Annotated in this window: 19 protein-coding genes and 3 rRNA genes; 15 read left to right on the plus strand and 7 right to left on the minus strand. The window is 40.4% G+C overall.

The window, feature by feature from the left end:
• Window positions 1–245 precede the first annotated feature (245 nt).
• The 3 genes from MHH64_RS04480 (at window position 246) to rrf (ending at window position 5,341) form a co-directional block, all read left to right on the plus strand.
• A 16S ribosomal RNA gene (locus tag MHH64_RS04480) occupies window positions 246–1,807 on the plus strand.
• A 381-nt stretch (window positions 1,808–2,188) separates the two neighbouring features.
• Window positions 2,189–5,107: ribosomal RNA gene (locus MHH64_RS04485) — 23S ribosomal RNA — on the plus strand.
• Window positions 5,108–5,225: 118 nt separating this feature from the next.
• Window positions 5,226–5,341: ribosomal RNA gene (gene rrf / locus MHH64_RS04490) — 5S ribosomal RNA — on the plus strand.
• The 16S, 23S and 5S rRNA genes sit together here, the layout of an rRNA operon.
• 162 nt (window positions 5,342–5,503) lie before the next feature.
• Here the strand turns inward: rrf and MHH64_RS04495 are convergent.
• A complete protein-coding gene (locus MHH64_RS04495; protein ID WP_095311915.1) occupies window positions 5,504–5,644 on the minus strand; it encodes a YpzI family protein in 141 nt (46 codons plus the stop codon).
• Window positions 5,645–5,891: 247 nt separating this feature from the next.
• On the opposite strand from MHH64_RS04495, the gene ddlA reads away from it, so the two are divergent.
• Window positions 5,892–6,995, plus strand: coding sequence for a D-alanine--D-alanine ligase (gene ddlA / locus MHH64_RS04500; RefSeq protein ID WP_095311917.1), 1,104 nt, complete (start codon window positions 5,892–5,894; stop codon window positions 6,993–6,995).
• A gap of 61 nt (window positions 6,996–7,056) precedes the next feature.
• Here ddlA and MHH64_RS04505 read toward each other — a convergent pair whose 3' ends face one another.
• Entirely contained in the window at window positions 7,057–8,562 is a 1,506-nt protein-coding gene (locus tag MHH64_RS04505) for a BCCT family transporter (RefSeq protein WP_340002747.1), read from the minus strand.
• 272 nt (window positions 8,563–8,834) lie between these two features.
• Here MHH64_RS04505 and MHH64_RS04510 point away from each other — a divergent pair, with 272 nt between their 5' ends.
• Window positions 8,835–9,446 (plus strand): class I SAM-dependent methyltransferase, encoded by a 612-nt coding sequence (locus MHH64_RS04510; RefSeq protein ID WP_118889272.1) that lies wholly within the window; start codon window positions 8,835–8,837, stop codon window positions 9,444–9,446.
• Window positions 9,447–9,511: 65 nt separating this feature from the next.
• Here the strand turns inward: MHH64_RS04510 and abc-f are convergent, their stop codons facing one another.
• From abc-f to MHH64_RS04530, 4 genes are all read right to left on the minus strand, one after another.
• Window positions 9,512–10,978: an ABC-F type ribosomal protection protein gene (gene abc-f, locus MHH64_RS04515; protein WP_340002748.1), complete on the minus strand. Its 1,467-nt coding sequence runs from the start codon at window positions 10,976–10,978 to the stop codon at window positions 9,512–9,514.
• Window positions 10,978–11,871 carry a putative RNA methyltransferase gene (locus MHH64_RS04520; RefSeq protein WP_340002749.1) on the minus strand — a complete coding sequence of 298 codons (894 nt, stop codon included), beginning with the start codon at window positions 11,869–11,871 and terminating at the stop codon, window positions 10,978–10,980. The genes abc-f and MHH64_RS04520 overlap by 1 nt, the downstream gene beginning before the upstream one ends.
• A 668-nt stretch (window positions 11,872–12,539) precedes the next feature.
• A complete protein-coding gene (locus tag MHH64_RS04525) occupies window positions 12,540–13,007 on the minus strand; it encodes a hypothetical protein (protein WP_340002750.1) in 468 nt (155 codons plus the stop codon).
• Window positions 13,008–13,100: 93 nt separating this feature from the next.
• Window positions 13,101–14,024 carry a ketopantoate reductase family protein gene (locus MHH64_RS04530; protein WP_340002751.1) on the minus strand — a complete coding sequence of 308 codons (924 nt, stop codon included), beginning with the start codon at window positions 14,022–14,024 and terminating at the stop codon, window positions 13,101–13,103.
• A gap of 80 nt (window positions 14,025–14,104) precedes the next feature.
• Here MHH64_RS04530 and MHH64_RS04535 point away from each other — a divergent pair, with 80 nt between their 5' ends.
• Window positions 14,105–14,644 (plus strand): GNAT family N-acetyltransferase, encoded by a 540-nt coding sequence (locus tag MHH64_RS04535; RefSeq protein WP_240033769.1) that lies wholly within the window; start codon window positions 14,105–14,107, stop codon window positions 14,642–14,644.
• An 80-nt stretch (window positions 14,645–14,724) separates the two neighbouring features.
• Here MHH64_RS04535 and MHH64_RS04540 read toward each other — a convergent pair whose 3' ends face one another.
• On the minus strand, window positions 14,725–16,029 hold the full coding sequence (locus MHH64_RS04540) for an acyl-CoA thioester hydrolase/BAAT C-terminal domain-containing protein (RefSeq protein WP_303448253.1): 1,305 nt from the start codon (window positions 16,027–16,029) through the stop codon (window positions 14,725–14,727).
• A gap of 217 nt (window positions 16,030–16,246) precedes the next feature.
• Here MHH64_RS04540 and MHH64_RS04545 point away from each other — a divergent pair, with 217 nt between their 5' ends.
• From MHH64_RS04545 to MHH64_RS04585, 9 genes are all read left to right on the plus strand, one after another.
• Entirely contained in the window at window positions 16,247–16,552 is a 306-nt protein-coding gene (locus MHH64_RS04545) for a hypothetical protein (RefSeq protein ID WP_095311933.1), read from the plus strand.
• A gap of 1 nt (window position 16,553) precedes the next feature.
• The gene (locus MHH64_RS04550; RefSeq protein ID WP_340002752.1) at window positions 16,554–16,748 is read left to right on the plus strand and encodes a helix-turn-helix transcriptional regulator; all 195 of its coding nucleotides are present in this window, start codon (window positions 16,554–16,556) and stop codon (window positions 16,746–16,748) included.
• 11 nt (window positions 16,749–16,759) lie between these two features.
• Entirely contained in the window at window positions 16,760–17,152 is a 393-nt protein-coding gene (locus MHH64_RS04555) for a hypothetical protein (protein WP_340002753.1), read from the plus strand.
• Window positions 17,153–17,174: 22 nt separating this feature from the next.
• On the plus strand, window positions 17,175–18,416 hold the full coding sequence (locus MHH64_RS04560; protein ID WP_340002755.1) for a M20/M25/M40 family metallo-hydrolase: 1,242 nt from the start codon (window positions 17,175–17,177) through the stop codon (window positions 18,414–18,416).
• A gap of 143 nt (window positions 18,417–18,559) precedes the next feature.
• Entirely contained in the window at window positions 18,560–19,720 is a 1,161-nt protein-coding gene (locus MHH64_RS04565; protein ID WP_340002756.1) for a sensor histidine kinase, read from the plus strand.
• A complete protein-coding gene (locus MHH64_RS04570; RefSeq protein WP_340002757.1) occupies window positions 19,698–20,330 on the plus strand; it encodes a response regulator transcription factor in 633 nt (210 codons plus the stop codon). Before MHH64_RS04565 ends, MHH64_RS04570 begins: the two co-directional genes overlap by 23 nt.
• 133 nt (window positions 20,331–20,463) lie before the next feature.
• Window positions 20,464–21,396, plus strand: a complete 933-nt coding sequence (locus tag MHH64_RS04575) for an ABC transporter ATP-binding protein (protein WP_095311944.1) — start codon at window positions 20,464–20,466, stop codon at window positions 21,394–21,396.
• Window positions 21,397–21,412: 16 nt separating this feature from the next.
• Window positions 21,413–22,672, plus strand: coding sequence for an ABC transporter permease (locus MHH64_RS04580; RefSeq protein WP_118889269.1), 1,260 nt, complete (start codon window positions 21,413–21,415; stop codon window positions 22,670–22,672).
• Window positions 22,672–23,775, plus strand: coding sequence for an ABC transporter permease (locus MHH64_RS04585; RefSeq protein WP_118889268.1), 1,104 nt, complete (start codon window positions 22,672–22,674; stop codon window positions 23,773–23,775). The genes MHH64_RS04580 and MHH64_RS04585 overlap by 1 nt, the downstream gene beginning before the upstream one ends.
• Window positions 23,776–24,022 lie beyond the last annotated feature (247 nt).

The raw sequence follows: 24,022 nt of genomic DNA on the forward strand, positions 1-24,022 counted from the left end.
CGAAGATGATATGATATAAAAGTTGTCGAAAGCGAAGAAATATTTCGAAAGTAAAATATTTTAAAAAGTTATTGACAACAAATTGGAAGACATGATATATTAATAAAGTCGCTTTAAAAGAACGACAAACAAATTTGCTCTTTGAAAACTGAACAAAACAACCAGTATGTCAAGAAAAAGGAAACTCGTTTTTCTTTTTAAAACAAGTAGAAGTCAGCTTCTACAAAAGCTAAGTATTACAAACTTTTATGGAGAGTTTGATCTTGGCTCAGGACGAACGCTGGCGGCGTGCCTAATACATGCAAGTCGAGCGCAGGAAATAAACAGAACCCTTCGGGGTAATGTTTATGGAATGAGCGGCGGACGGGTGAGTAACACGTGGGCAACCTGCCTGTAAGATCGGGATAACTCGCGGAAACGTGAGCTAATACCGGATAACACTTTTCATCTCATGGTGAGAAGATAAAAGACGGTTTCGGCTGTCACTTACAGATGGGCCCGCGGCGCATTAGCTAGTTGGTGAGGTAACGGCTCACCAAGGCGACGATGCGTAGCCGACCTGAGAGGGTGATCGGCCACACTGGGACTGAGACACGGCCCAGACTCCTACGGGAGGCAGCAGTAGGGAATCTTCCGCAATGGACGAAAGTCTGACGGAGCAACGCCGCGTGAGTGATGAAGGTTTTCGGATCGTAAAACTCTGTTGTTAGGGAAGAACAAGTTGGGTAGTAACTGACCCAACCTTGACGGTACCTAACCAGAAAGCCACGGCTAACTACGTGCCAGCAGCCGCGGTAATACGTAGGTGGCAAGCGTTGTCCGGAATTATTGGGCGTAAAGCGCTCGCAGGCGGTCTTTTAAGTCTGATGTGAAAGCCCACGGCTTAACCGTGGAGGGTCATTGGAAACTGGAGGACTTGAGTACAGAAGAGGAGAGTGGAATTCCACGTGTAGCGGTGAAATGCGTAGAGATGTGGAGGAACACCAGTGGCGAAGGCGACTCTCTGGTCTGTAACTGACGCTGAGGAGCGAAAGCGTGGGTAGCGAACAGGATTAGATACCCTGGTAGTCCACGCCGTAAACGATGAGTGCTAGGTGTTAGGGGGTTTCCGCCCCTTAGTGCTGAAGTTAACGCATTAAGCACTCCGCCTGGGGAGTACGGCCGCAAGGCTGAAACTCAAAAGAATTGACGGGGGCCCGCACAAGCGGTGGAGCATGTGGTTTAATTCGAAGCAACGCGAAGAACCTTACCAGGTCTTGACATCCTCTGATACCTCTAGAGATAGAGTTTTCCCTTCGGGGACAGAGTGACAGGTGGTGCATGGTTGTCGTCAGCTCGTGTCGTGAGATGTTGGGTTAAGTCCCGCAACGAGCGCAACCCTTGATCTTAGTTGCCAGCATTCAGTTGGGCACTCTAAGGTGACTGCCGGTGACAAACCGGAGGAAGGTGGGGATGACGTCAAATCATCATGCCCCTTATGACCTGGGCTACACACGTGCTACAATGGATGGAACAAAGGGAAGCGAACCCGTGAGGTCAAGCCAATCCCATAAAACCATTCTCAGTTCGGATTGTAGGCTGCAACTCGCCTACATGAAGCCGGAATCGCTAGTAATCGCGGATCAGCATGCCGCGGTGAATACGTTCCCGGGCCTTGTACACACCGCCCGTCACACCACGAGAGTTGGTAACACCCGAAGTCGGTGAGGTAACCTTTTGGAGCCAGCCGCCGAAGGTGGGACTAATGATTGGGGTGAAGTCGTAACAAGGTAGCCGTATCGGAAGGTGCGGCTGGATCACCTCCTTTCTAAGGATTATTACGGAACCCTACCTTCGGGTAGGAAGGGCATACTGTGTTGTTTGGTTCAGTTTTGAGAGAGTAAAAAAGATCTCTCAAAGGATTGAAGGATCTTCTGTTAAAACCCGTCACGTCCTGTGACGAACACAGAAGTCACCACATCCTGTGGAAGCTTGTACCTTGAAAACTAAATAAGAGTAACAACGACATCAATATTAATGTAAAAGGCTGAAGCGACTGTTCAGAAACGGACGCATAAGCAAGAGACTGGAAAACGCTTGGTTTTTAGCGTTTGGAATGTCAATTGCTTATGACGGTAGTTTCTAGGAGCTGAAGCTGAATTAAATAAAAGCAAGGCTAATAAATTAGTACGCTTATTTACTGTAACTTAGTTAAGTGAATAAGGGCGCACGGTGGATGCCTTGGCACTAGAAGCCGATGAAGGACGGGACTAACACCGATATGCCTCGGGGAGTTGTAAGTAAACTTTGATCCGGGGATTTCCGAATGGGGGAACCCACTGTTCGTAATGGAACAGTACATGCATCTGAATACATAGGGTGCATGAGGTAGACCCGGGGAACTGAAACATCTCAGTACCCGGAGGAAGAGAAAGAAAAATCGATTTCCTGAGTAGCGGCGAGCGAAACGGAAAGAGCCCAAACCAGAAAGCTTGCTTTCTGGGGTTGTAGGACACTCCACTCGGAGTTACCAAGGAATTCTTTAAATGAATCGACCTGGAAAGGTCAGCCACAGAAGGTAACAGCCCTGTAGTTGAAAAAGAATTCCCTCCGGAGTGTATCCTGAGTACGGCGGAACACGTGGAATTCCGTCGGAATCCGGGAGGACCATCTCCCAAGGCTAAATACTCTCTAGTGACCGATAGTGAACCAGTACCGTGAGGGAAAGGTGAAAAGCACCCCGGAAGGGGAGTGAAATAGAACCTGAAACCGTGTGCCTACAAGTAGTCGAAGCCCGTTAATGGGTAACGGCGTACCTTTTGTAGAATGGACCGGCGAGTTACGATCGTATGCAAGGTTAAGTGGAAGACACGGAGCCGCAGCGAAAGCGAGTCTGAATAGGGCGAATGAGTATGCGGTCGTAGACCCGAAACCGTGTGATCTACCCATGTCCAGGGTGAAGGTCAGGTAACACTGACTGGAGGCCCGAACCCACGTATGTTGAAAAATGCGGGGATGAGGTGTGGGTAGGGGTGAAATGCCAATCGAACACGGAGATAGCTGGTTCTCTCCGAAATAGCTTTAGGGCTAGCCTCAAGAAATAGAGTACTGGAGGTAGAGCACTGATTGGACTAGGGGCCCTCACCGGGTTACCGAATTCAGTCAAACTCCGAATGCCAGTTACTTTTACTTGGGAGTCAGACTATGGGTGATAAGGTTCATAGTCGAAAGGGAAACAGCCCAGACCGCCAGCTAAGGTCCCAAAGTATACGTTAAGTGGAAAAGGATGTGGAGTTGCCCAGACAACCAGGATGTTGGCTTAGAAGCAGCCATCATTTAAAGAGTGCGTAATAGCTCACTGGTCGAGTGACTCTGCGCCGAAAATGTACCGGGGCTAAACGTATCACCGAAGCTGCGGATTGTTCTTACGAACAATGGTAGGAGAGCGTTCTAAGTGCTGTGAAGTCAGACCGTGAGGACTGGTGGAGCGCTTAGAAGTGAGAATGCCGGTATGAGTAGCGAAAAAAGAGTGAGAATCTCTTTCACCGAATGCCTAAGGTTTCCTGAGGAAGGCTCGTCCTCTCAGGGTTAGTCGGGACCTAAGCCGAGGCCGAAAGGCGTAGGCGATGGACAACAGGTAGATATTCCTGTACCACCTCATGATTGTTTGAGCGATGGGGGGACGCAGTAGGATAAGGAATGCGCACTGATGGATATGTGCGCCCAAGCAGTGAGAAAGTCAGATAGGCAAATCCGTCTGGCAATTTCAAGCTGTGATGGGGAGGGAAATTTAGTACCGAAGTTCCGGATTTCACACTGCCAAGAAAAGCCTCTAGTTAGATCATAGGTGCCCGTACCGCAAACCGACACAGGTAGGCGAGGAGAGAATCCTAAGGTGAGCGGGAGAACTCTCGTTAAGGAACTCGGCAAAATGACCCCGTAACTTCGGGAGAAGGGGTGCTTCATTTACATGGAGCCGCAGTGAATAGGCCCAAGCGACTGTTTAGCAAAAACACAGGTCTCTGCGAAGCCGAAAGGCGAAGTATAGGGGCTGACACCTGCCCGGTGCTGGAAGGTTAAGGGGAAATGTTAGCCGCAAGGCGAAGCTTTGAACCGAAGCCCCAGTAAACGGCGGCCGTAACTATAACGGTCCTAAGGTAGCGAAATTCCTTGTCGGGTAAGTTCCGACCCGCACGAAAGGTGCAACGACTTGGGCACTGTCTCAACGAGAGACCCGGTGAAATTATACTATGCGTGAAGATGCGCATTACCCGCGACAGGACGGAAAGACCCCGTGGAGCTTTACTGTAGCCTGATATTGAATGTCTGTGCAGCTTGTACAGGATAGGTGGGAGCCTTGGAAACCGGAGCGCTAGCTTCGGTGGAGGCATCCGTGGGATACCACCCTGGCTGTATGGACATTCTAACCCAGGACCGTGATCCGGTTCGGAGACAGTGTCAGGCGGGCAGTTTGACTGGGGCGGTCGCCTCCCAAAAGGTAACGGAGGCGCCCAAAGGTTCCCTCAGAATGGTTGGAAATCATTCGTAGAGTGTAAAGGCACAAGGGAGCTTGACTGCGAGACCTACAAGTCGAGCAGGGACGAAAGTCGGGCTTAGTGATCCGGTGGTTCCGCATGGAAGGGCCATCGCTCAACGGATAAAAGCTACCCCGGGGATAACAGGCTTATCTCCCCCAAGAGTTCACATCGACGGGGAGGTTTGGCACCTCGATGTCGGCTCATCGCATCCTGGGGCTGTAGTCGGTCCCAAGGGTTGGGCTGTTCGCCCATTAAAGCGGTACGCGAGCTGGGTTCAGAACGTCGTGAGACAGTTCGGTCCCTATCCGTCGTGGGCGTTGGAAGTTTGAGAGGAGCTGTCCTTAGTACGAGAGGACCGGGATGGACACACCGCTGGTGTACCAGTTGTTCCGCCAGGAGCATCGCTGGGTAGCTACGTGTGGAAAGGATAAGTGCTGAAAGCATCTAAGCATGAAGCCCCCCTCAAGATGAGACTTCCCATCACTTCGAGTGAGTAAGATCCCTCAGAGACGATGAGGTTGATAGGTTCGGTGTGGAAGCGTGGTGACACGTGGAGCTTACGGATACTAATCGATCGAGGACTTAACTAAATTCTTTATTTGATGTCTTGTTTTCTCTTATTTAGTTTTTAAGGTATAAATTCAAAAAAACCTTGCATTTTTATTCAGAAATGCATATAATAAAACTTGTCCTTGTTTTTGAGGATTGTCTGGTAGCAATAGCGAAGAGGCCACACCTGTTCCCATGCCGAACACAGAAGTTAAGCTCTTCAGCGCCGATGGTAGTTGGGGCTTTGCCCCTGCAAGAGTAGGACGCCGCCAGGCCAATGAAAACCCCAGTATATAATTGCATATACTGGGGTTTTTGCGTTTTGGTGTATAAAAGCTGTAGATGACTTAGTTACCTCGATCATGACCACAAAGTGCTAAATCCGTAGCGAGACTCCTCCGTAGTAAATCAAGGTGGCATCGCTATTGTTCTTTATTCTACTTTCTTCCATCATTTAGTCTTCTAGCTTCTTCAGGACTAGACATTTTTGTTGCTCCTTTATAGCGAAGTCCCACATCTCGATCAGATTCTACGCGTCCGCTTTCTCTCAATTTCTTTTCTTGGCGGTCTCTTCCCATAATTAGCACCTCCCAACATTAACATTAGCGATTTTGAGACTTTTATTCATGACTTCACTATCTACTCGACATACTTAAATATCATTCAAATTGGATAAGTATGAAAATATTTTCTTTGTTAGGAGATTTTGTGCGAAAATAGAATGGGTGATACAATTAATTTGGTAAATAAATTTTTCAAATGTGTTTACATAACTATAATGATATGAAAATAAATATCGACTAAAGAACATTTTGGAGGGAATATATGGTGAAGAAAAAGTTAGGTTTATTATTTGGGGGAAAGTCTGCGGAGCATGAAGTTTCTTTACAATCAGCTAAAAACGTGATGGAAGCAATTGATCCTTCGAAATACGATGTTGTGTTAATTGGAATTGATAAATCAGGGAAATGGCATTTAAATGATGCTTCCCATTTTCTTTTGAATGCTGAGGATCCAAAATTAATAGCATTAAATAAAACAAATAAAGGAATTGCTGTGGTACCCGGTGAAACTGAAAATCAACTTGTAAATAGAGAGGGAATGGAAGCATTAGGTCAATTAGATGTAATTTTTCCCATTCTCCATGGAACTTTAGGAGAGGATGGAAGTATTCAAGGGATGCTGCGAATGGCCAATATTCCTTTTGTTGGTTCAAATGTGTTAGGCTCAGCAATAAGTATGGATAAAGATATTGCCAAACGATTACTTCGAGAAGCGGGTTTAACGGTTGCCAATTCATATACGTATACATGGGCGTCAAAAAATAGTATTTCATTTGATGAAATTACACAGCAATTAAATCTCCCTTTGTTCATTAAACCAGCTAATCAGGGGTCATCTGTTGGTGTGAGTAAAGTGCAGACACAGGAAGAATTTGAAAAAGGCGTCGCAAGTGCCTTTAACTATGACCACAAAATATTGATTGAGGAAGCAATTCAAGGTAGGGAAATTGAGTGTTCTATTTTGGGAAATGAAAATCCAATTGCATCAATACCTGGAGAGATTGTCGCAACAGCTGACTTTTATTCTTATGAAGCTAAATACATTGATGAAAGCGGAGCAGCACTTGAGATTCCGGCTCAGCTAAGTGAAGATGTAACAAAGCAAATACAAGAAGTAGCGATAAAAGCATTTAAAGCATTAAATTGTGATGGAATGGCAAGGGTCGATGTTTTCTTAACAAAAGACAATGAAATTGTAATTAATGAGATTAATACAATACCTGGATTCACCAAAATAAGTATGTATCCAAAACTATGGGAGCTAAGTGGTATACCATATAGTCAGCTAATTGATAAACTAATTAATTTGGCTTTAGAGCGACACCAACGTGATTCGTTTTTAAATAGTTCTTTTGAGGATAAATAAACCCATTAGCAAATTAAAAAACCCCTTTAAGAGTTTCCGCTCTTTAAGGGGTTTTTTAATTCTATTTCTTCTGTAAGGCCTTCTTCTTGGTCATTAACCTGACTTCTGCATTAAGCGCTTTGTATAACGCAATTCCCATTAGAATCATGACAAAGGAAAATGGTAATGCAGCAATAATGATTGTGTTTTGTAATGCTGTTAGACCACCAACATAGAGCAAAATTAATGCTACTGTTGACTGGGATACGCCCCAAATAATTTTTACATTGTTTGGTGGAGTTAAGGAACCGCGAGTTGATTGCATTCCTAAAACAAAGGTTGCTGAATCGGCTGATGTAATAAAGAATGATGCAATTAATAATATTGCAAGGATCGATAAAAGGAATGAGAGTGGTAACTGATCAAACATGTTAAACAATACCAACTCTGTATCAAATTGTGCAATGTTTGTTCCATTATCTTGAACGTTACCAGCTGTTGTTCCAAATGCTGCAAACCAAACAGAAACAACTAACGTAGGGATGACCATAACGCCCATAAGAAATTGACGGATAGTACGTCCCCGGGATACTCGTGCGATAAACATTCCTACAAACGGCGCCCATGAGATCCACCATGCCCAGTAGAAGATGGTCCACGAATCTAACCATCCACGATTATCACCTTCAAGTGGGGCTGTTTTAAAGCTCATTTGCACAATTTTTTGTATATAAAGGCCGAATGTTTCTGTAAACATATTTAGAATGAGTAATGTCGGCCCGAGAATAACCACAACAATAAAGACTAGTATAGCAAGAATCATATTTAAGTTCGATAAATATTTGATTCCTTTACTTAAACCAGACCAAGCTGACATCATGAATAATACGGTTACGATTAAAATAATAACTAGCTGTGGAATAAATCCAATTTCAACTCCGAATAAATGTGATAATCCAGCGTTAATTTGAACTGCACCAAACCCAAGTGAGGTCGCTACACCGAATACGGTAGCAAAAACAGCTAGTACATCGATTAATGTACCTAATGGACCATTCATACGGTCTCCAAATAAAGGCCTTAGTGTAGAAGAAATTAATCCAGGCATACCTTTTCGAAATTGAAAGAAGGCAAGTGCAAGCGCGACAATACCATACATTGCCCATACATGAAGACCCCAATGAAAGTAAGAATACGCTAAACCTTCTTTAAAGGCCTCTGCAGTGCCAAGCTCTGCTTCTGGAGCATTTGAAACATAGTGGAAAAGAGGTTCTGCAGATCCGTAAAAGACAAGACCAATTCCCATACCAGCTGAGAATAGCATGGCAATCCAAGAGCCTGTAGAAAAATCCGGTTTTTCATGATCTTTTCCAAGACGAATTCTCCCATAAGGGCTAAATGCAATAACGATTGCAAAGATAACTAATGCTGACATGAGCAGCATATAATACCAACCAAAAGTTGTAGAAACGAAATTTTTAACATTATTTGTTATTTGTTCAAACTGGGTAGGAAAAGATGCTCCCAGAATAACAGAAATAATAACTAACGCTACAGCTATGTAAAAAACCTTTGAAATACGCTTCATGATTCCCCCCTAAGAATAAATTTGACATATGTGTAATAAGCATACGGATTATTATACCCGTTTTGAAAAATAATGAAACCCTAAATAAGGAAAGTTCACAATTTAAGATTTCGTTATCTACTGATAGGATTGGCAATGATTAACGGTTATATGTATGATAGAAGGGGAAGTTTGAGTTTTTTAAAATTTAATTTTTTCATTTAATTGCAAAGTAAGGATTACTGCTAATTAAATTCGGATAATAACCTAATTTTTAGAAAAGAGAAGGGCTTATGATAGATTATAAATTTGATAAATTATTACATGTACGGACGGGTCCAGAGAAGAAATTGTCTTTCCCGGACTCGATTCAGTATAATCCGTATGAACCAACACCGTACCATGCACTTGAAATACTGTTTCAGCAATATGAGGTGAGTGAACAAGATCATTTTGTGGATTATGGGTGTGGGAAAGGGAGGTTGAACTTCTATATCCATCATTTTTATCGTGCATCTGTGAAGGGGATTGAAATGGATGAAAATTTCTATCAGGAATCGATTGTCAACCTAAGAAAGTATTTGCAGCATACGAATAATAGGAAGGATACAATTGAGTTTATTTGCTGCTTGGCAGAAGAATATATTATCGATCCCATGGATAATCGATTTTACTTTTTTAATCCATTTTCCGTTCAAATATTTCAGAAGGTGATTAATCGGATTTTACGTTCAATTGAAGAATCGAATCGAGAGGTAGAGTTAATTCTATACTATGCGCATGAAGATTATGTGTATTTTCTAGAGGATAAGACAATATTTGAATTGAAACAAGAAATCCAGTTGCCTGGACTATATGAAGCGAATCCATATGAACGTTTTCTCATTTATCGAGCTGGCAATTAAGTTGGAAAAAGAGCTAAGAATCTTCTTAGCTCTTTTTGGTGAGCAGCGTTTTCGAATAGTTAACGTTAAAGATCGGTTAATTTCAGCTGCTGATCCTCTAGGACAAAGACTGTATCAGCAACGCGCTCTGTAAATGTACGGTCATGTGAGACAAGGATAACCGTTCCTTCATATGCCTTTAAAAATCGCTCTAGTGCTTCGATACAAAAAATATCAAGAAAATTAGTTGGCTCATCTAAAATGAGTATATTGTATCTTCCTAAGAAAAGCTGGCATAATACCAGTCGAATGGCTTCACCACCACTTAACGCAGAAGTTTTCTTTTTCAGATCATTGCCTGTAAAATTCATGGCATGAAGCACTGCACGAATCTTGCTTTCATTGTAGTCACTTTTATCCTTCATATAGGCGAGGACTGTTTCAGCCTTTTCGAATTGGTAGCTCATTTGGTGATAAGCCCCAATCACAGCTTTAGGAGAAAGGCTTATTCCTTCGCCATGCTGTATAATATGTTGGAGTAAAGTTGTTTTTCCTGAGCCGTTCTTTCCAGTAATTGCGATTGTACTGCCTAATGGGAATTGAAAGCTCGCCTCTTTAAGAATCCTGTTATTTCCAACTTCCAATGTTAATCGATCTGCCATAATCGGAAACTTGTTATGAAGCTTGAGTGCGGCTGTTTGATGGAAATGTAGGGAGCGTTCCTTTTCTGGAGCGTCCACCGCTTCAAGCTGTTCCACACGTTGTTCGATACCTTTCGCTGCCCGTTGAACCGCTTTTTGACTGGTTCCTTTTGATTTTGTTTCGAACATTCGATTTGCCATTGCCTTTGTATCCTTTTTTGCCATCCGCTTATTAGCATCTGTTATTTTTTCTGCCTTCTTCATCTTTTCTTCAGCAGCTTTTAAGAGACGATTTTTCTCTTTCACATATTTTTCGTGCTGTTCTTGCTGCTGTTTATGCTGGAGCTCCTTTTGCGCTACATAATCTGAAAAATTTCCTGTATACTCGGTTACTTTTCCGTCTTCAATTTCCCAGATTTTTGTTACAAGCTTATCTAATACAAAGCGGTCATGGCTTACAAGTACAAGTGCTCCGTAATAATACGTTAACTCATCGATAAAGAAAGTTGTTCCAGTTGTGTCAAGATGCGTAGTCGGCTCGTCAATTAATAGTCCTTCATGATACGTGGAGAACAGCTGGGCAAGTTTCATACGAGTCTGTTCTCCACCGCTTAGATAACGAATATCAGTTGAAGGGACGGCTAGTTTCCCTAATAGTTCATAGTCCGTCTCCTTTTCAACTGGTTCCGCCAACTGGTCGAAATAGCCAAAATCGGAAAAGCGATGCACATCTCCTCTGTCCGGTTGAATTTGTCCGTGAAGGAGCTTTAATAATGTACTTTTTCCAGCTCCGTTTTTACCAACGATGCCAATTCGATCAAATTGGTGTACTGCTAGTCTTGGTATATCCAAGATGACTTTATCAAAAAAGGTGAGTTCTATATTTTCTAGTTCCAAACATACTTTTTCCATTATGCTTTACCCCCTATATAATTTCTGGTTGATGCATTTGTGCCGATTAATATTTCTAAGTCAATTGTGATTGCAGCTGCATCCTGCCTATAAAATTGCTTGATTTGTGCTTGATTGGAAGTCCAAGTTAGTGGCGTCATACGGACCAAATCTTCAAGCGCTGTTTGATGAAGCTCTCCTGTATCCTGTACACGGATGACTTCTAATAAGTCAAAATGCCTTTTAAATAAATCTACTGTTTCTGTATTGTGATGCTTTGTTTTTTGGGAAAGCATCTCTCGTAATTCACGGAGATAGTTAGGTCCGGGAACTACTTTGATAACGAGTCCGCCAGGCGTTAAAATCCGTTTGAATTCCCGATAATTAGCTGGCGACAGGATATTTAAAATAAAGGAACATGCTTTGTCGGCAAGTGGCGATTTGGCCAAATCCGCGACAAGCCATGTAGGTGTATCATGATTTTTTGCTGCCATAATAATTCCTTCTTTTGATATATCAATACCAACACCAGTAATTTTAGGCTGCATACACTTATCTAAAATTGCTTGTAAATGAGATCCTTCTCCACAACCTAGATCTGCTACCATCAGAGAAGCAGCTGATGTGCGTGGTTGTTGATTAATTACATGTGCGATAGTGTCATGCAGCATAGTGTATAAGCTGCTATTTGTAATAATTCTTTGTCTTGCTTCAAACAATTCCTTGCTATACGGACTAGTAACTTGATGTGTCAGCATATTGATATAACCTTGTTTGGCAAAATCAAATGTGTGGTTTTGGGAACATACGAAGCTCTTCGGGTCGATAACTTCCATAGCGCTTTGACAAATTGGACACTGGAATGCAGTGTTATATTGATGGAAGCGTTTTGCGGTTTTCATTTTTTTAGTCATGTTTTACCTCATCCTTCCCAATAAAAAAATCACAGGCAGTCTGCCTGTGATTTAGAGTAAAGGGAAGAAGCCCCGTCCTTATTCAGTTAGGAGTTAAGCTAAGATAGCTGTCCACGAAATGACTCTTTCTATTATGGAAAGAAATTACCAGAAGGAAACTTGCTTGCCACATAGGTGCCAAATAGGCATTAACAAATGTGAATGACAAATTTACAGATGCGTATCTGATACCAAATTTTCCATTGAAAGAGTACAAAAATAAAGAAAGGCAGAATAAACCCACCTTTCTACATCCTATCTATATATTATACAAAATGAAGATGATTAAAAAAGGACAGACTAATCCCTTTACCCTGTCTATACAAACAGAGTCTTTGAACGTATTAAATTACTTAGTTCAAAGTTAGGGAACGTAATCTGATTGAATGCATTTTTTAACCATCCTCCTTAAATTAGTTGTTATCGTATCATATTAATTATAGAACTTCTAGGAGTAAATGTCAAAAAGAGGGGGAGCGACTTTTCCTTAGAAGTGCGAGTTCAAAAAGCAAGTCAACGAGCTTCATAGGATGTGGTGACTTCAACGTGTGCAACAGGACGTGTTGGAAGAGTTAGTCAATGGTCCTCTGTTCTCGATGTGTCATTTTCACCGACTTTTTGAACATCCTCTATAAGGTGATTTCCCAGAATTCCCGATCCTCTATAATAAGGTCATCGGGCTTCTTGATATCTTTCCAGTGTTTCTTACGCTTTACAGAAATCGGCAGATGCTCTTCTCCATTTATACAGGTGAAATATTCAACGACATATGCAGTTCCAACAGCTTTCTCCAAATACGAGTAGAGCAATGCTAAGCATTTCCTTTCAAACTCTTTTCTATTCCATTGTTTGGTCGAGATCCACTCGTGCTTTAATGGTAGCGAGTTATTCGTAGTTGTTACTTGGTGTTTGAAAGAAAAGTGAGGGCTGTAGGAAAAACGTTCCTTGCTTTCACTGTCATAATTATTTTCAAAATGTAAATGTGTAAAATCCAACTCACTTGCGAATACGTTTGGTTGTTCTGGTGAGATTGGGTTTAAACCGAACGTACCAACAGGTAATCTCATGGGTGAAGCAATATAAATATACTGTGTCATGCTTGGATGCTCCTTTTCCAAATCGAATGGGTAAAAAGGCAGTAGCAACTAATCAAACGTTTGATTAGTTGCTATTACTACAATTATCAGTAGTTATTTTATGCTTGCCATATCCTCAATGATTGGGATCAACTGATAAAGCTGGTCGTTAATTGGCGTTGGAATGCCATACTTTCTACCAAGCTCACACACTTTTCCAGCGAAATACTCCACTTCGGTTTTACGTTCTTCTACAATATCCTGAAGCATAGAGGTTTGCCCATCTGGTGATAGCTTCATTAAAATTGGTCGATAGCTATGGACATCTGCTTCTGTCAGATTCACACCAACCTTTTGTGAGATGGCAACAACCTCGTACATCGCCTGTTCCATCCACTCGTGGAGTGAAGGTACCTCCTGAAAATATTTATAAGGTGCACGTAATACGGCAGAAACTTGGTTAATACCAACGTTAAACATGAATTTTGCCCAAATTGTATGCCAGATGTCTTCTGGTATCTCATAAGGAATACCGGCGCGTTCAAACAAATCTTTTGCGGCAAGAACATCCTTCGAGAGGCCTCGATCCTTATCTCCGAAGCAGATTTTTCCGATACTAGAAAAGCGAATACGATTATCTCTTCTTACTGCATCGATACCAACACACATGCTGTATAAGATATGGTTATTTTGTTTACGATTATAGATTTCCTCTTCACTAGATATTCCGTTTAAGAGTGATAGAATAATTGTATCTGGGCCAATATAGTATTTCATATCAGTAAGAGCCTGTTCGAGCTGATCATTTTTCACAGCAAAAATAACGAGGTCTACAGGATCAGCATTTGTCTCGGGCGTTTTATAATTAAAATGAAACATCGTGTTATTTACATCTAGTCCGTTAGCTGTGTAGCGGTTAATTCTATCCTTGCTTGCGACAACTGTAAAATCGCTGCCTAATAATGTATGTAATTTGCTACCGTAAGCAGCGCCGATTGCACCTAAACCTATTAAAGCAACAGACTGGATTTTTTTCATCTTATTCCCCGCTTTTCAATGTTTTCAATTATAATTAGTATAGCATAAATATTCATAATTCAAAAAAAGAGGGTGAAACCGTGATTTTTGAAAAAGGGAATATAATGGTTCGTCCATTACAAACAAATGATAATCATTTGTTGGTTAGATGGCTTTCAAACGTTACTGTTCTTGAATTTTATGAAGGAAGGGACAATCCTTTTGATCTAAAGAAAGTCAATAATGATTTTTATAATCTGGATGACGGTGTTGTTAAATGCATTGTTGTATATAAAGCAAAAGCTATCGGCTACATACAATTTTATCAAGTAAATAATAAAACAAGTACAATACATGATTATAGTCAGGAAGAAATTACTTATGGAATGGATCAGTTCATTGGTGAACCCGAATATTGGAATAAAGGAATTGGAACATTACTTGTTCGTTCAATGGTAGACTATTTACTTGAGAAAAAGCGAGCTGATAGAGTTATAATGGACCCTCAACGAACAAATTCACGAGCTATAAGATGTTATGAAAAATGCGGATTTAAAAAAGTTAGAATCTTACCTAAGCATGAATTTCATGAAGGTGAGCTACGAGATTGCTGGTTAATAGAATTTAACCGGTCCATTTAGCTTATTATACGGTCGAGAATTAGTAATAACTTTAAGGTAGCTTTGTCTTCAAGCTACCTAAGAAAATATTTAAAACTATTTTAGCTTAAGGACTCATCTAAAAATGCTAGTATTTTAGGCCAAGAGTCTTTAGCAGCTTGAGCATTAGCATTTGCACTCCCGCCAAATGTTAGGGTAAACGGTCCATTTGAAAGCAAAACCTCTGGTGGCATAGAAGGAAAAGTAAACGGAAAGCATAGAAAATGGCCTGCGTCTTTATAGTGCAGATGGACATTTGGGTACGGGTGATTTTTCTCTGTGAGGCGTTCCATAATCATGTTGGAAAATAGAGAGGAAGGCCATAATTGATCATCTCCCCCCGATATTAGCATGATAGGTGCTTGGATTCTTTCAACTGGAATGCGTGCTGCATCAATCTGTCCTTTATTTTTTAAGGTGTTATGAAATACAGAGAGGTTGGATATTGGTTTACGAGTCAACAACTTGGAAAAATAGCTAAAAAAAGAAGAAACACTATTCTTCGGCTGTAAATAGATTAATGGCTTATTTTCATAGGTCCAAGCAGGGTCAGGTACTCCCATAAAGTTTCGTAAACCAGCATAGCGAACTCCGCTTGGTGAACCAGCAACAACTGCTTTAATTTCAGGAAACATTGTCCCCAATTGTAGTGCAAGCTCTCCACCTCGTGAGAAGCCGACCACAGCAATTTGATTTGCATGGACATGAGGCTGCTGTTGTAACCAGTGTATAGCTGTTTCGAAGTATTCAAGCGGAATGTTAACCAAGTCTTCCGGAACATCCTCTATACCAAAATACGCTAATGAAAAAGCAGCATAACCATGGGAAGCAAGTAGGGCCGCAGCGCTTTCCCGCATACCGCCATCCGACCCACCTAGTATAAGTACTCCCGGATGAGAATCAGGACCAGTTGGTTGATAAAGTGATCCAATCATTCCTTGCTCGTCAACCTGGGTTTTCGATACGTGAGGTGCTGCAAACGCCCGAATAACATCCACACTTGCAATGATATCCCCATTTAATTCAGCGGTGATTGTCACCGTGAAAGGGGTAGATTTAGACTTTGTGAATAATGCATGTTTTTTTGGATCATCCAATTTCATGGACCACAATAGTCCCATGGAATCGATTGCCTCGTATGTACCGCTTATAGGCTTTTGTTTACTTAGGTCAATAACACCTTGTTCATCTGTTTGAAAAAATCCATAGGATTCAAATGGATTACGATTCCCGTCTGTACTTCTTGCCTGTATCTTGACAGTTTGTTTTGGGTTACAGCCTGATAATCGGATTTGTAAGGGTTCATCTACAAGAGCAATCTGTGGAGTGATAATAAATTGAGGTGCTTTGGTGGCTAATTTAGTCATTTATATTTTCCTTTCACATCTAAATTTTAAATTATCATTCAATTCAGTAATTATTCTATCCTAAACGCTTTCTTATCTCAAGCATATTCAAGAAGAGATTATTAAAGTTCATTGCTTTATAAACATATGTAAAAAGTATTTGACATATGTTTGAAAAGTTTTATAATTATAAATGTCAAATACTTTTTACATTCAATGAATCAAGGTGGGGATTATAATGGATTGGTTTATTTTAATTATCTTCTTTGGCTTTTTGTTATTGATGGTTTTGCTTATTGGTATGCTACTCTATTCGTTAGCGAAGCAAGGGGACGAACGGAAAAATTTTATCAAAGCAAAAGCTATGTCGTATACATTCGCGATTATAGTAGGAGTTTTACTAATAGAAATTGGTATGTCTATATACATGGTTAGTGTAAAAGGGCAGACCGTAGAAGGAATGAGTCCTTTTATATTTCTTGTAATCATTTCTATCGTATACCTTGTAACACTACTATATAACAAAAGGAAATATGGGAATTAATATGGAAAATAACATTCGGCAACTAAGAAAAGCAAAAAAGCTATCTCAAGAGGAAATAGCTAAACTATGTAAGGTTTCTAGACAAACGATTAATGCGATTGAAAACAATAAATATGATCCCAGTTTACAATTAGCATTTGATATTGCAAAACAGTTAGAGGTTACCGTAGATGAATTATTTATACCTATTAAATGAGGTGAAGGGATATGGATAGAACAAAGAAGTTTATGCTTATTGTTAGTATCTCCGTTTTTTGTATATTCGCAGGATTTATTGTATATAACTGGGTGCGTTTTGAAGCCCTTGATGCAGGCCAGATATTTTTTACGTTCATTGCATTATCATTCATTTTTAACATTCTAACGTGGGGAAATCATGAAGGAGCCGGAGAAAAAGATGAAATGGATTTTCATATAATGGCACAAAGTGCAAGAATAGGATATTTTGTATTAATGGTTCTTGCAAGTCTCATTTTATTCATTTCAGAGGGGACTGGCAATTTCAATCAGATTACGAATTATCCACTTCTCATTTTAGTCGGTCTCACATTTGTTATATTGCCAATAACTGAATTTATCTATGCGAAAAAATTCAAGTGATGTATTTAAAGGAGGAAATAATATGTTATCACCAAAAGTACGAGAAACTTATGAGAAATTAGTGGCAGATGAAAGAGTAAACCGAATATATAAATTCATAGAGTCGGATCATGAAAATACGGTTTCTGAGCAAATTCAGCTTACAGAAATCCCAGCACCGCCATTTCAAGAAGAGATTCGGGCTCAAGATTTCAAGAAACGCCTACAAAGGCTTGGTCTGAAAAATGTCAAAATGGATAAAGAAGGGAATGTATTTGGGGTCCGGCCTGGAATTGGAAATGGACCGAAGTTGTTTGTTTCGGCCCATTTAGATACTGTCTTTCCAGAAGGTACAGATACAACGGTAACAGATAAAGGTGGGAAATTATATGCACCAGGAATTGGAGACGATACGAGGGGATTGGCAGAGGTATTGGCAATCATTCGTGCACTTAATGCGTCATCGATTTCTACAATTGGAGATATTATCATAGGTGGAACGGTTGGAGAGGAAGGCGCTGGCGATCTCCGCGGTGTAAAAGCATTTTTTCAAGAAAACATGGTAGACGGATATATATCCATTGATGGACCGAATATGAATGTTATTACGTATTTGGGTACTGGAAGCTACCGTTATCAAATTACATACAAAGGTTCTGGCGGTCATAGTTTTGCAGATTTTGGCTCTCCCAGTGCAACACATGGATTGGGCAGAGCTATTGCAGCGATAGCTCAATTGGAAACGAAAGCAAACCCCAAAACAACCTTTACAGTTGGCGAGGTTCGTGGAGGGACATCGGTGAATGCAATTGCTCAGGAAGCTAGTATGCTTGTTGATTTGCGCTCAAATGATCAGCAGGAACTCGACAAATTAGATAAAGCGTTTTTAGAGATTGTAAGAAATGCTTGTGACGAAGAGAATAAGCGATGGAAAAGTGAAGATCTTACAGTAGAAATGGAGCGGTTCGGTAACCGGCCGCCTGCAAGTCAACCATCTGATGCTGTTATTGTGCAAGCGGCTTGGGCTGCAATCGAATCAGTAGATGGTGACCCACGACTTGGACAGCCAAGTAGTACGGATGCGAATTATCCGATGAGCCTGGAGATCCCCGCTATTACCACTGGGACTGGTGGAAATGCTGGAGGAGCACATACACTGGAAGAGTGGTATGATCCAACAGATGGTCACCGCGCAATTCAAAAAAGCTTTACATTGATTTTAGGTTTGGTAGGCGTAAAGGATGTTTGTGAGCCTTTACTTCCTGTTATAGCGAAAAACGATTAAGAGTCTTTGTTATAGAGTGAAAATAGCTTTTAGGGATATGAATCACTATGGATTTCATATCCCTATTTTATATGTATTCCCTCATTTGTTTTCTAATTCGCAATTTGATACGATAACCTCAGAAATAGGAAAGGAACACGTATATGAAAGTATATTGGATATGGCTATTGTTTAATATTAGTCCATGGATATTTGCTTTAGCATTCTTCTCTGTAAGTATGGTTGAATTACTATGGCGCTTACTCGGTGTTGCAATCTATTTTGTCATTTTTTTTGTTATGCCATTGGTAACAAACAAACCGGTATTTACAATGATTCTGCTCAGCCTGAATACATGTATTGCGGTAATTACTTTATTCCCGTCACAGGGGGACGGATTTAATCCTTTTCTTATCCTGATTCTTTCTCTGCTTATTGGTGAAGCCTGTTACTACTTGAATTTCCGACAAGTTAGCGTTGTTGTAATGGTCGGTATGGCAGGGATTATTGCTTTGCTTTTATCTGCAGAACTCTCTATCTTTACAACAGGTTTTATCGTGATATACTTTGTATTTTTATTAATTGCAAGCTTTAAGTATAAGCAAACAAAGTATCAAAATGATGACCTACGTGCTCGATATGACGCTTTGCTCAGTGAATATCGAAGTGTGAAGAGACGTCTTTCATCGGATGAAGAATTAGCAAGGCAGGAAGAGCGTGTTCTAATTGGTCATGAAATCCATGATTCTGTCGGTCACAAGCTTACAGCCCTTCTTATGCAGCTTGAAGTATTTCGATTACAAGCAGCAGAAGATGATAAATCGCAAATTGAATCGTTGAAGGAGCTTGCGAATCAAAGCCTGGAAGAAACACGAAATGCAGTAAAAATGTTAAAAAGTAAAGATGTTGGTGGGCTTGCCGGAGTTTTACGTTTAATTCGTAAATTGGAAACAGAAAGCTTTATTCGCATTCATTTTTCAGTTAAGCATGGTGCATTTGCGGCACCACTTACGGGAGAACAGTCATTTGTCATCTACCGTTCGGTACAGGAAGCATTGACGAATATCATGAAGCATAGTAATGCAAGAGAGGCAGAAGTTATGTTTGAAGCCCCTGGCGGGAGTATTTTCCGTTTTGAAATTAACAACCCTGTAAAAAATGATAATCGATTTCAGGAAGGGTTTGGTCTAGCTTCCATGCGGGAGCGGATTGAAAAAACTGGTGGCGAGCTACATGTGCAGAAAACAGATGGACAATTTATTGTCCGTGGTTTATTAAAAATAGCTGACCTGGGGGAAGTGTATGATTCGAATACTACTGGCTGAAGACCAAGTGATGGTAAGGCAAGGATTAAAAATGATGATAGAGACAGATGAGGAAATAAGAGTAACAGGGGAAGCAAGCAATGGAAAGGAAGCGATTCAGCTTTGTGAGCAGCAGTCATTTGATGTGGTTATTTTAGACATTCGTATGCCTGTTATGGATGGTATCGAAGCTGCAAGGATAATCCAGAGCCGCTGGCCAAAGTCCAGGATTTTAATATTAACGACATTTGATAATAATCAGTATGTCATGAACGCACTAAAGATTGGGGTTAGTGGTTATATTCTAAAAAATGCCGATACAGATTCGTTGATTCGATCAATTCGCAGTGCCCTCCAAGGTGGATTAGCTGTAGAGGACCAGGTTGCAGCGAAAGTTATGCCGCTATTACTTAACAAGCAAGTGGAGAAAACGGTCGATCCCTCCTTAACACCCCGAGAACGTGCCATTTTAACGTGCATTGGTGAGGGGCTTAATAATAGTGAAATTGCGGAACGATTGGGATTATCGGTAGGAACAGTGAAAAATAATACAAGCCAAATTTTGAATAAATTAGAGTTAAGGGATCGTACGCAGTTAGCTATTTATGCCATACGACATAACCTTGTATGAATAACAACGTGTCATTAGCAAAATAAAATGACTAAAGTAATTCCTGATTAACTTGGTAATGACTAAAGACAGTAGTGATGCTGTCTTTATTTTTGTATGCTTTAAATACAACCAATTGAGGGAGTGTGTCCATATGATCGAAACGATAAAGTTAAGTAAAACATATAAGGGCAAGAAAGCCGTAGATGAAATTAACATTTATTTAGATGAAGGAGAATCAGTCGGGTTGCTTGGTCCAAATGGAGCTGGAAAGTCAACTACAATTTCTATGATATCCTCCTTGCTGAAACCAACATCAGGTGATGTGAAGCTAGATGGTAAAAGTACAATAAAAAATCCAGCTGAAATTAGAAAGGTGCTTGGTGTGGTACCGCAAGAAATTGCATTATATGAGGAACTTTCGGCTTATGAGAACTTGAAGTTTTTCGGAGAAATTTACAAGGTTAAAAAGAATGTACTTGAACAGCGGATTCAGGATGTACTGGATATGGTTGGATTAAAGGAGCGGCAAAAAGAGCTTGTGAAAACATTCTCTGGCGGGATGAAAAGGAGAGTGAATATTGCAGCTGCATTGTTACACAATCCGAAAATCCTTGTATTGGATGAGCCAACTGTTGGGATTGATCCACAATCGAGAAACCATATTCTTGAAACGGTTCGCAAATTGAATGAAGAAAATGGTACAACGGTACTTTATACGAGTCATTACATGGAAGAGGTAGAGCAGCTATGTAAACGGGTCTATATTATGGACCATGGCAAAGTCGTGGCGTCTGGAAGTAAAGCAGAATTATTAAGTATTTTATCGAGTGAAGACACAATCCGCGTCAATTTAAGTGAAACAAGTGATGAGCTAATTAAGAAGATCAAGTCTTTAGAATATATCCGTCTTGTTGATGAAACAAGTGAGGGAATCCGAATTATTTGCAAAAAAGGTGCTAATATTCTTGGTGACCTGGTGCGTGCAGCGGAAAGTGAAAGGATCCAATTAACGAATTATCAAATGGAGACACCGAGCCTTGAAGATGTCTTCTTGCATTTAACCGGTAGAACATTAAGAGATTAGGAGGAGGTAACGGAGGATGCGTTCATTTTTAAGAAAAGATTTACTTGTCTTTTGGAGAGATCGTAAAGAAGTGCTCATTTCTTTGCTAGCACCAATTTTATTGATTGTTGTTTTGAATTTTGCCTTCTCTGATTTGTTTGGTGAGGATGCAGAAGGGTTGGATATTGACTTAGGAATCGTTTTAGAGGACGATGAGTCTCTTGGATTTGAGCAGTTTACGGAAACAGTTTTAGGAATGGATTTATCGGAAGAAGAAAAGGAAGCGATGATAGCACAGGCATCATCGATTTCACCCGGCGGTTTAATGACTTCCTTTTTTAGTGATCCAGAATTAAGTGGATGGATTACGACAAGGGAATTAAGTGAGGTAGATGCAAAGGAAAAAGTAGCGAATGGGGACTTAGATGCGTTCGTTAAGATTCCAGATGGTTTTACGTATGATGTTCTTAGCCAGCTTATGCTTGATCAGCCTGCAGAAAACGCTCTAACCATCCAAATCGAAGAGCAATCTACCGAGTCGGATACAATTCACAACATCATCTCGAATTATCTCGATACGCTTAACTTTCAATTTGCCCTTCAAGGTGTAACGGATGGGGAATTACAGGATCCGATATTACCCCAAGGAGGAAGGGAAGTTATTGAAGGAGTCGAGTCGTTTGGTATTTCGCAGTATTTTACAGTTGCAATGAGTTTTTTGTTTGCGCTATTTATAGCCTCAACCGTTGCAATGAAGACTACCACGGAAAAAAGAGAACGTGTATTTAATCGGATTATTTTAACGAACAGTAACCCGATTTCCTTTTTAATGGGAAAGACAATTTCTACCTTTTGCTTCGTGTGGCTACAGTTAATGATTGTGTTTACAGTTAGTCATTTGCTGCTTGATGTGTTTGAAGGAAAAGCAATGGCATTTTGGTTTGGGGCAATCATCATTATTACGTGCTTCTCTTTAGCAGTAGCTGGACTATCCGCAGTGTTTACAACAATTACATTAATTATAAACAATACAGATGCGGCCAATGGAGCATTTAATTTAGTCATCATGCTGTTTGCAGCAGTTGGAGGGAACTTTTTTCCAACTCAAGGGTTACCAGAATGGCTGCAAAAAATAGGTGAATGGACACCGAATGGGCTAAGCTTGTCTGTCTTTATGCAGTGGACACAGTTTGGCGATTTTCAGACTTTAATTATTCCAATGGTTAAGTTATTTGTATTTTTTGTTGGCTGTCTTCTCATTGGAATAGTTCTATTTCCTAGAAGGGGGAGAGCATAATGTTCCCAGTATTTAAGTCTCAATGGAGGAAGGATAAACGCAAGCCATTGATGGTTATTCTTTTTCTGGTAGGAAGCATTGCATTAACACTTATTTTTACGAGTAGTAATATGGTGCCACAAACGACCGTAGCGATATTTAGTAGTGAAACGAATTCTAGTGAAATCATGGATAAATGGGAGCCGTTACTAAATCGTAATGAGTCATTTAACTTTGTGATAGCAGATGAAGAAACTGCACGTACAGATGTAGCAGAAGGAAGAAGGGACATAGCAATTAACTTAAAGGAACATGATTATCGATTCATTACAGCCTATGATATCCCGACCTTACCACTGATTGATCAATACGTTCAAAAGGTATTTGTAGAGGAAGCACAAATTGAAGCAGCAGCAGGTTCACAGGGTATAGACCAGATTCGAAATGATGTGGAGAGTTATTTGGAAAATCCGCCATTCCAAATTCAAACCGAATCACTGAATGGTGGAGAAGTATCCAATTATGATATGGGAATTCAGTTACTATTTGGATTTACGCTTTTTATGGCTATGTTCACAATTGGGTTTAAAGTGAACGGTGTCTTGTCAGATAAGGTGAGTGGGGTTTGGAATCGAATGATTTTATCACCTGTGAGCAAGACAGGAATGTATACGGGACACCTGCTCTATAGTTTCGTAATCGGTTTTGTTCAAATCGCTGTTGTGCTTGTTATTTTTCAGTATGTGATGAATTATGATTTAGGTAATAATTTCTTTATACTCCTTGTAATAGCTGCAATTTATGCACTGAGTATTGTTAGTATGGCGATGTTAATAACTGGGTTTGTGAAGACACCAGAGCAGTTCTATATGATCTATCCTTCTGTTGTACCGATTATTCCAGTTATCAGTGGGGTTTATATGCCACCAGGAACAATAAGTAATGCGGTTCTTTTGTTTATCGCTGATTTATTCCCGTTAACACATGCGATGGAAGCGATGATAAATGTTGCATTTTATCATGAAGGCTGGAATGAGATTGCTTTACCATTAGTTCTAATGCTTTTAATTGGAGTCATTTGTATGGGGGTAGGGATTAATTTAGTTGAACGAAGAAAAGGTTAAAAACTTAGTGCTAGGAAGCCATAGGGAAAGCTCATGATTGTCGATCTTTTACTATGGCTACTTTTTTACGCTCCTATGTAAATCCTTACTTATTCTACAAAATTAACACATTTTTAATATTTACATGCTTCATCATTAAGATATAATTATAGTTACTGCAGATTTGGAGTTAAGCAAAAAATGCTGGATTCGCGTTAAGTACGCAGTCTTATAGCAAGTATATTTGCAGATTATCAAATTACAATTA

Origin of the sequence: Oceanobacillus sp. FSL K6-0127, assembly GCF_037983385.1 — a bacterium.
Taxonomy (GTDB): Bacteria; Bacillota; Bacilli; order Bacillales; family Amphibacillaceae; genus Oceanobacillus; species Oceanobacillus profundus.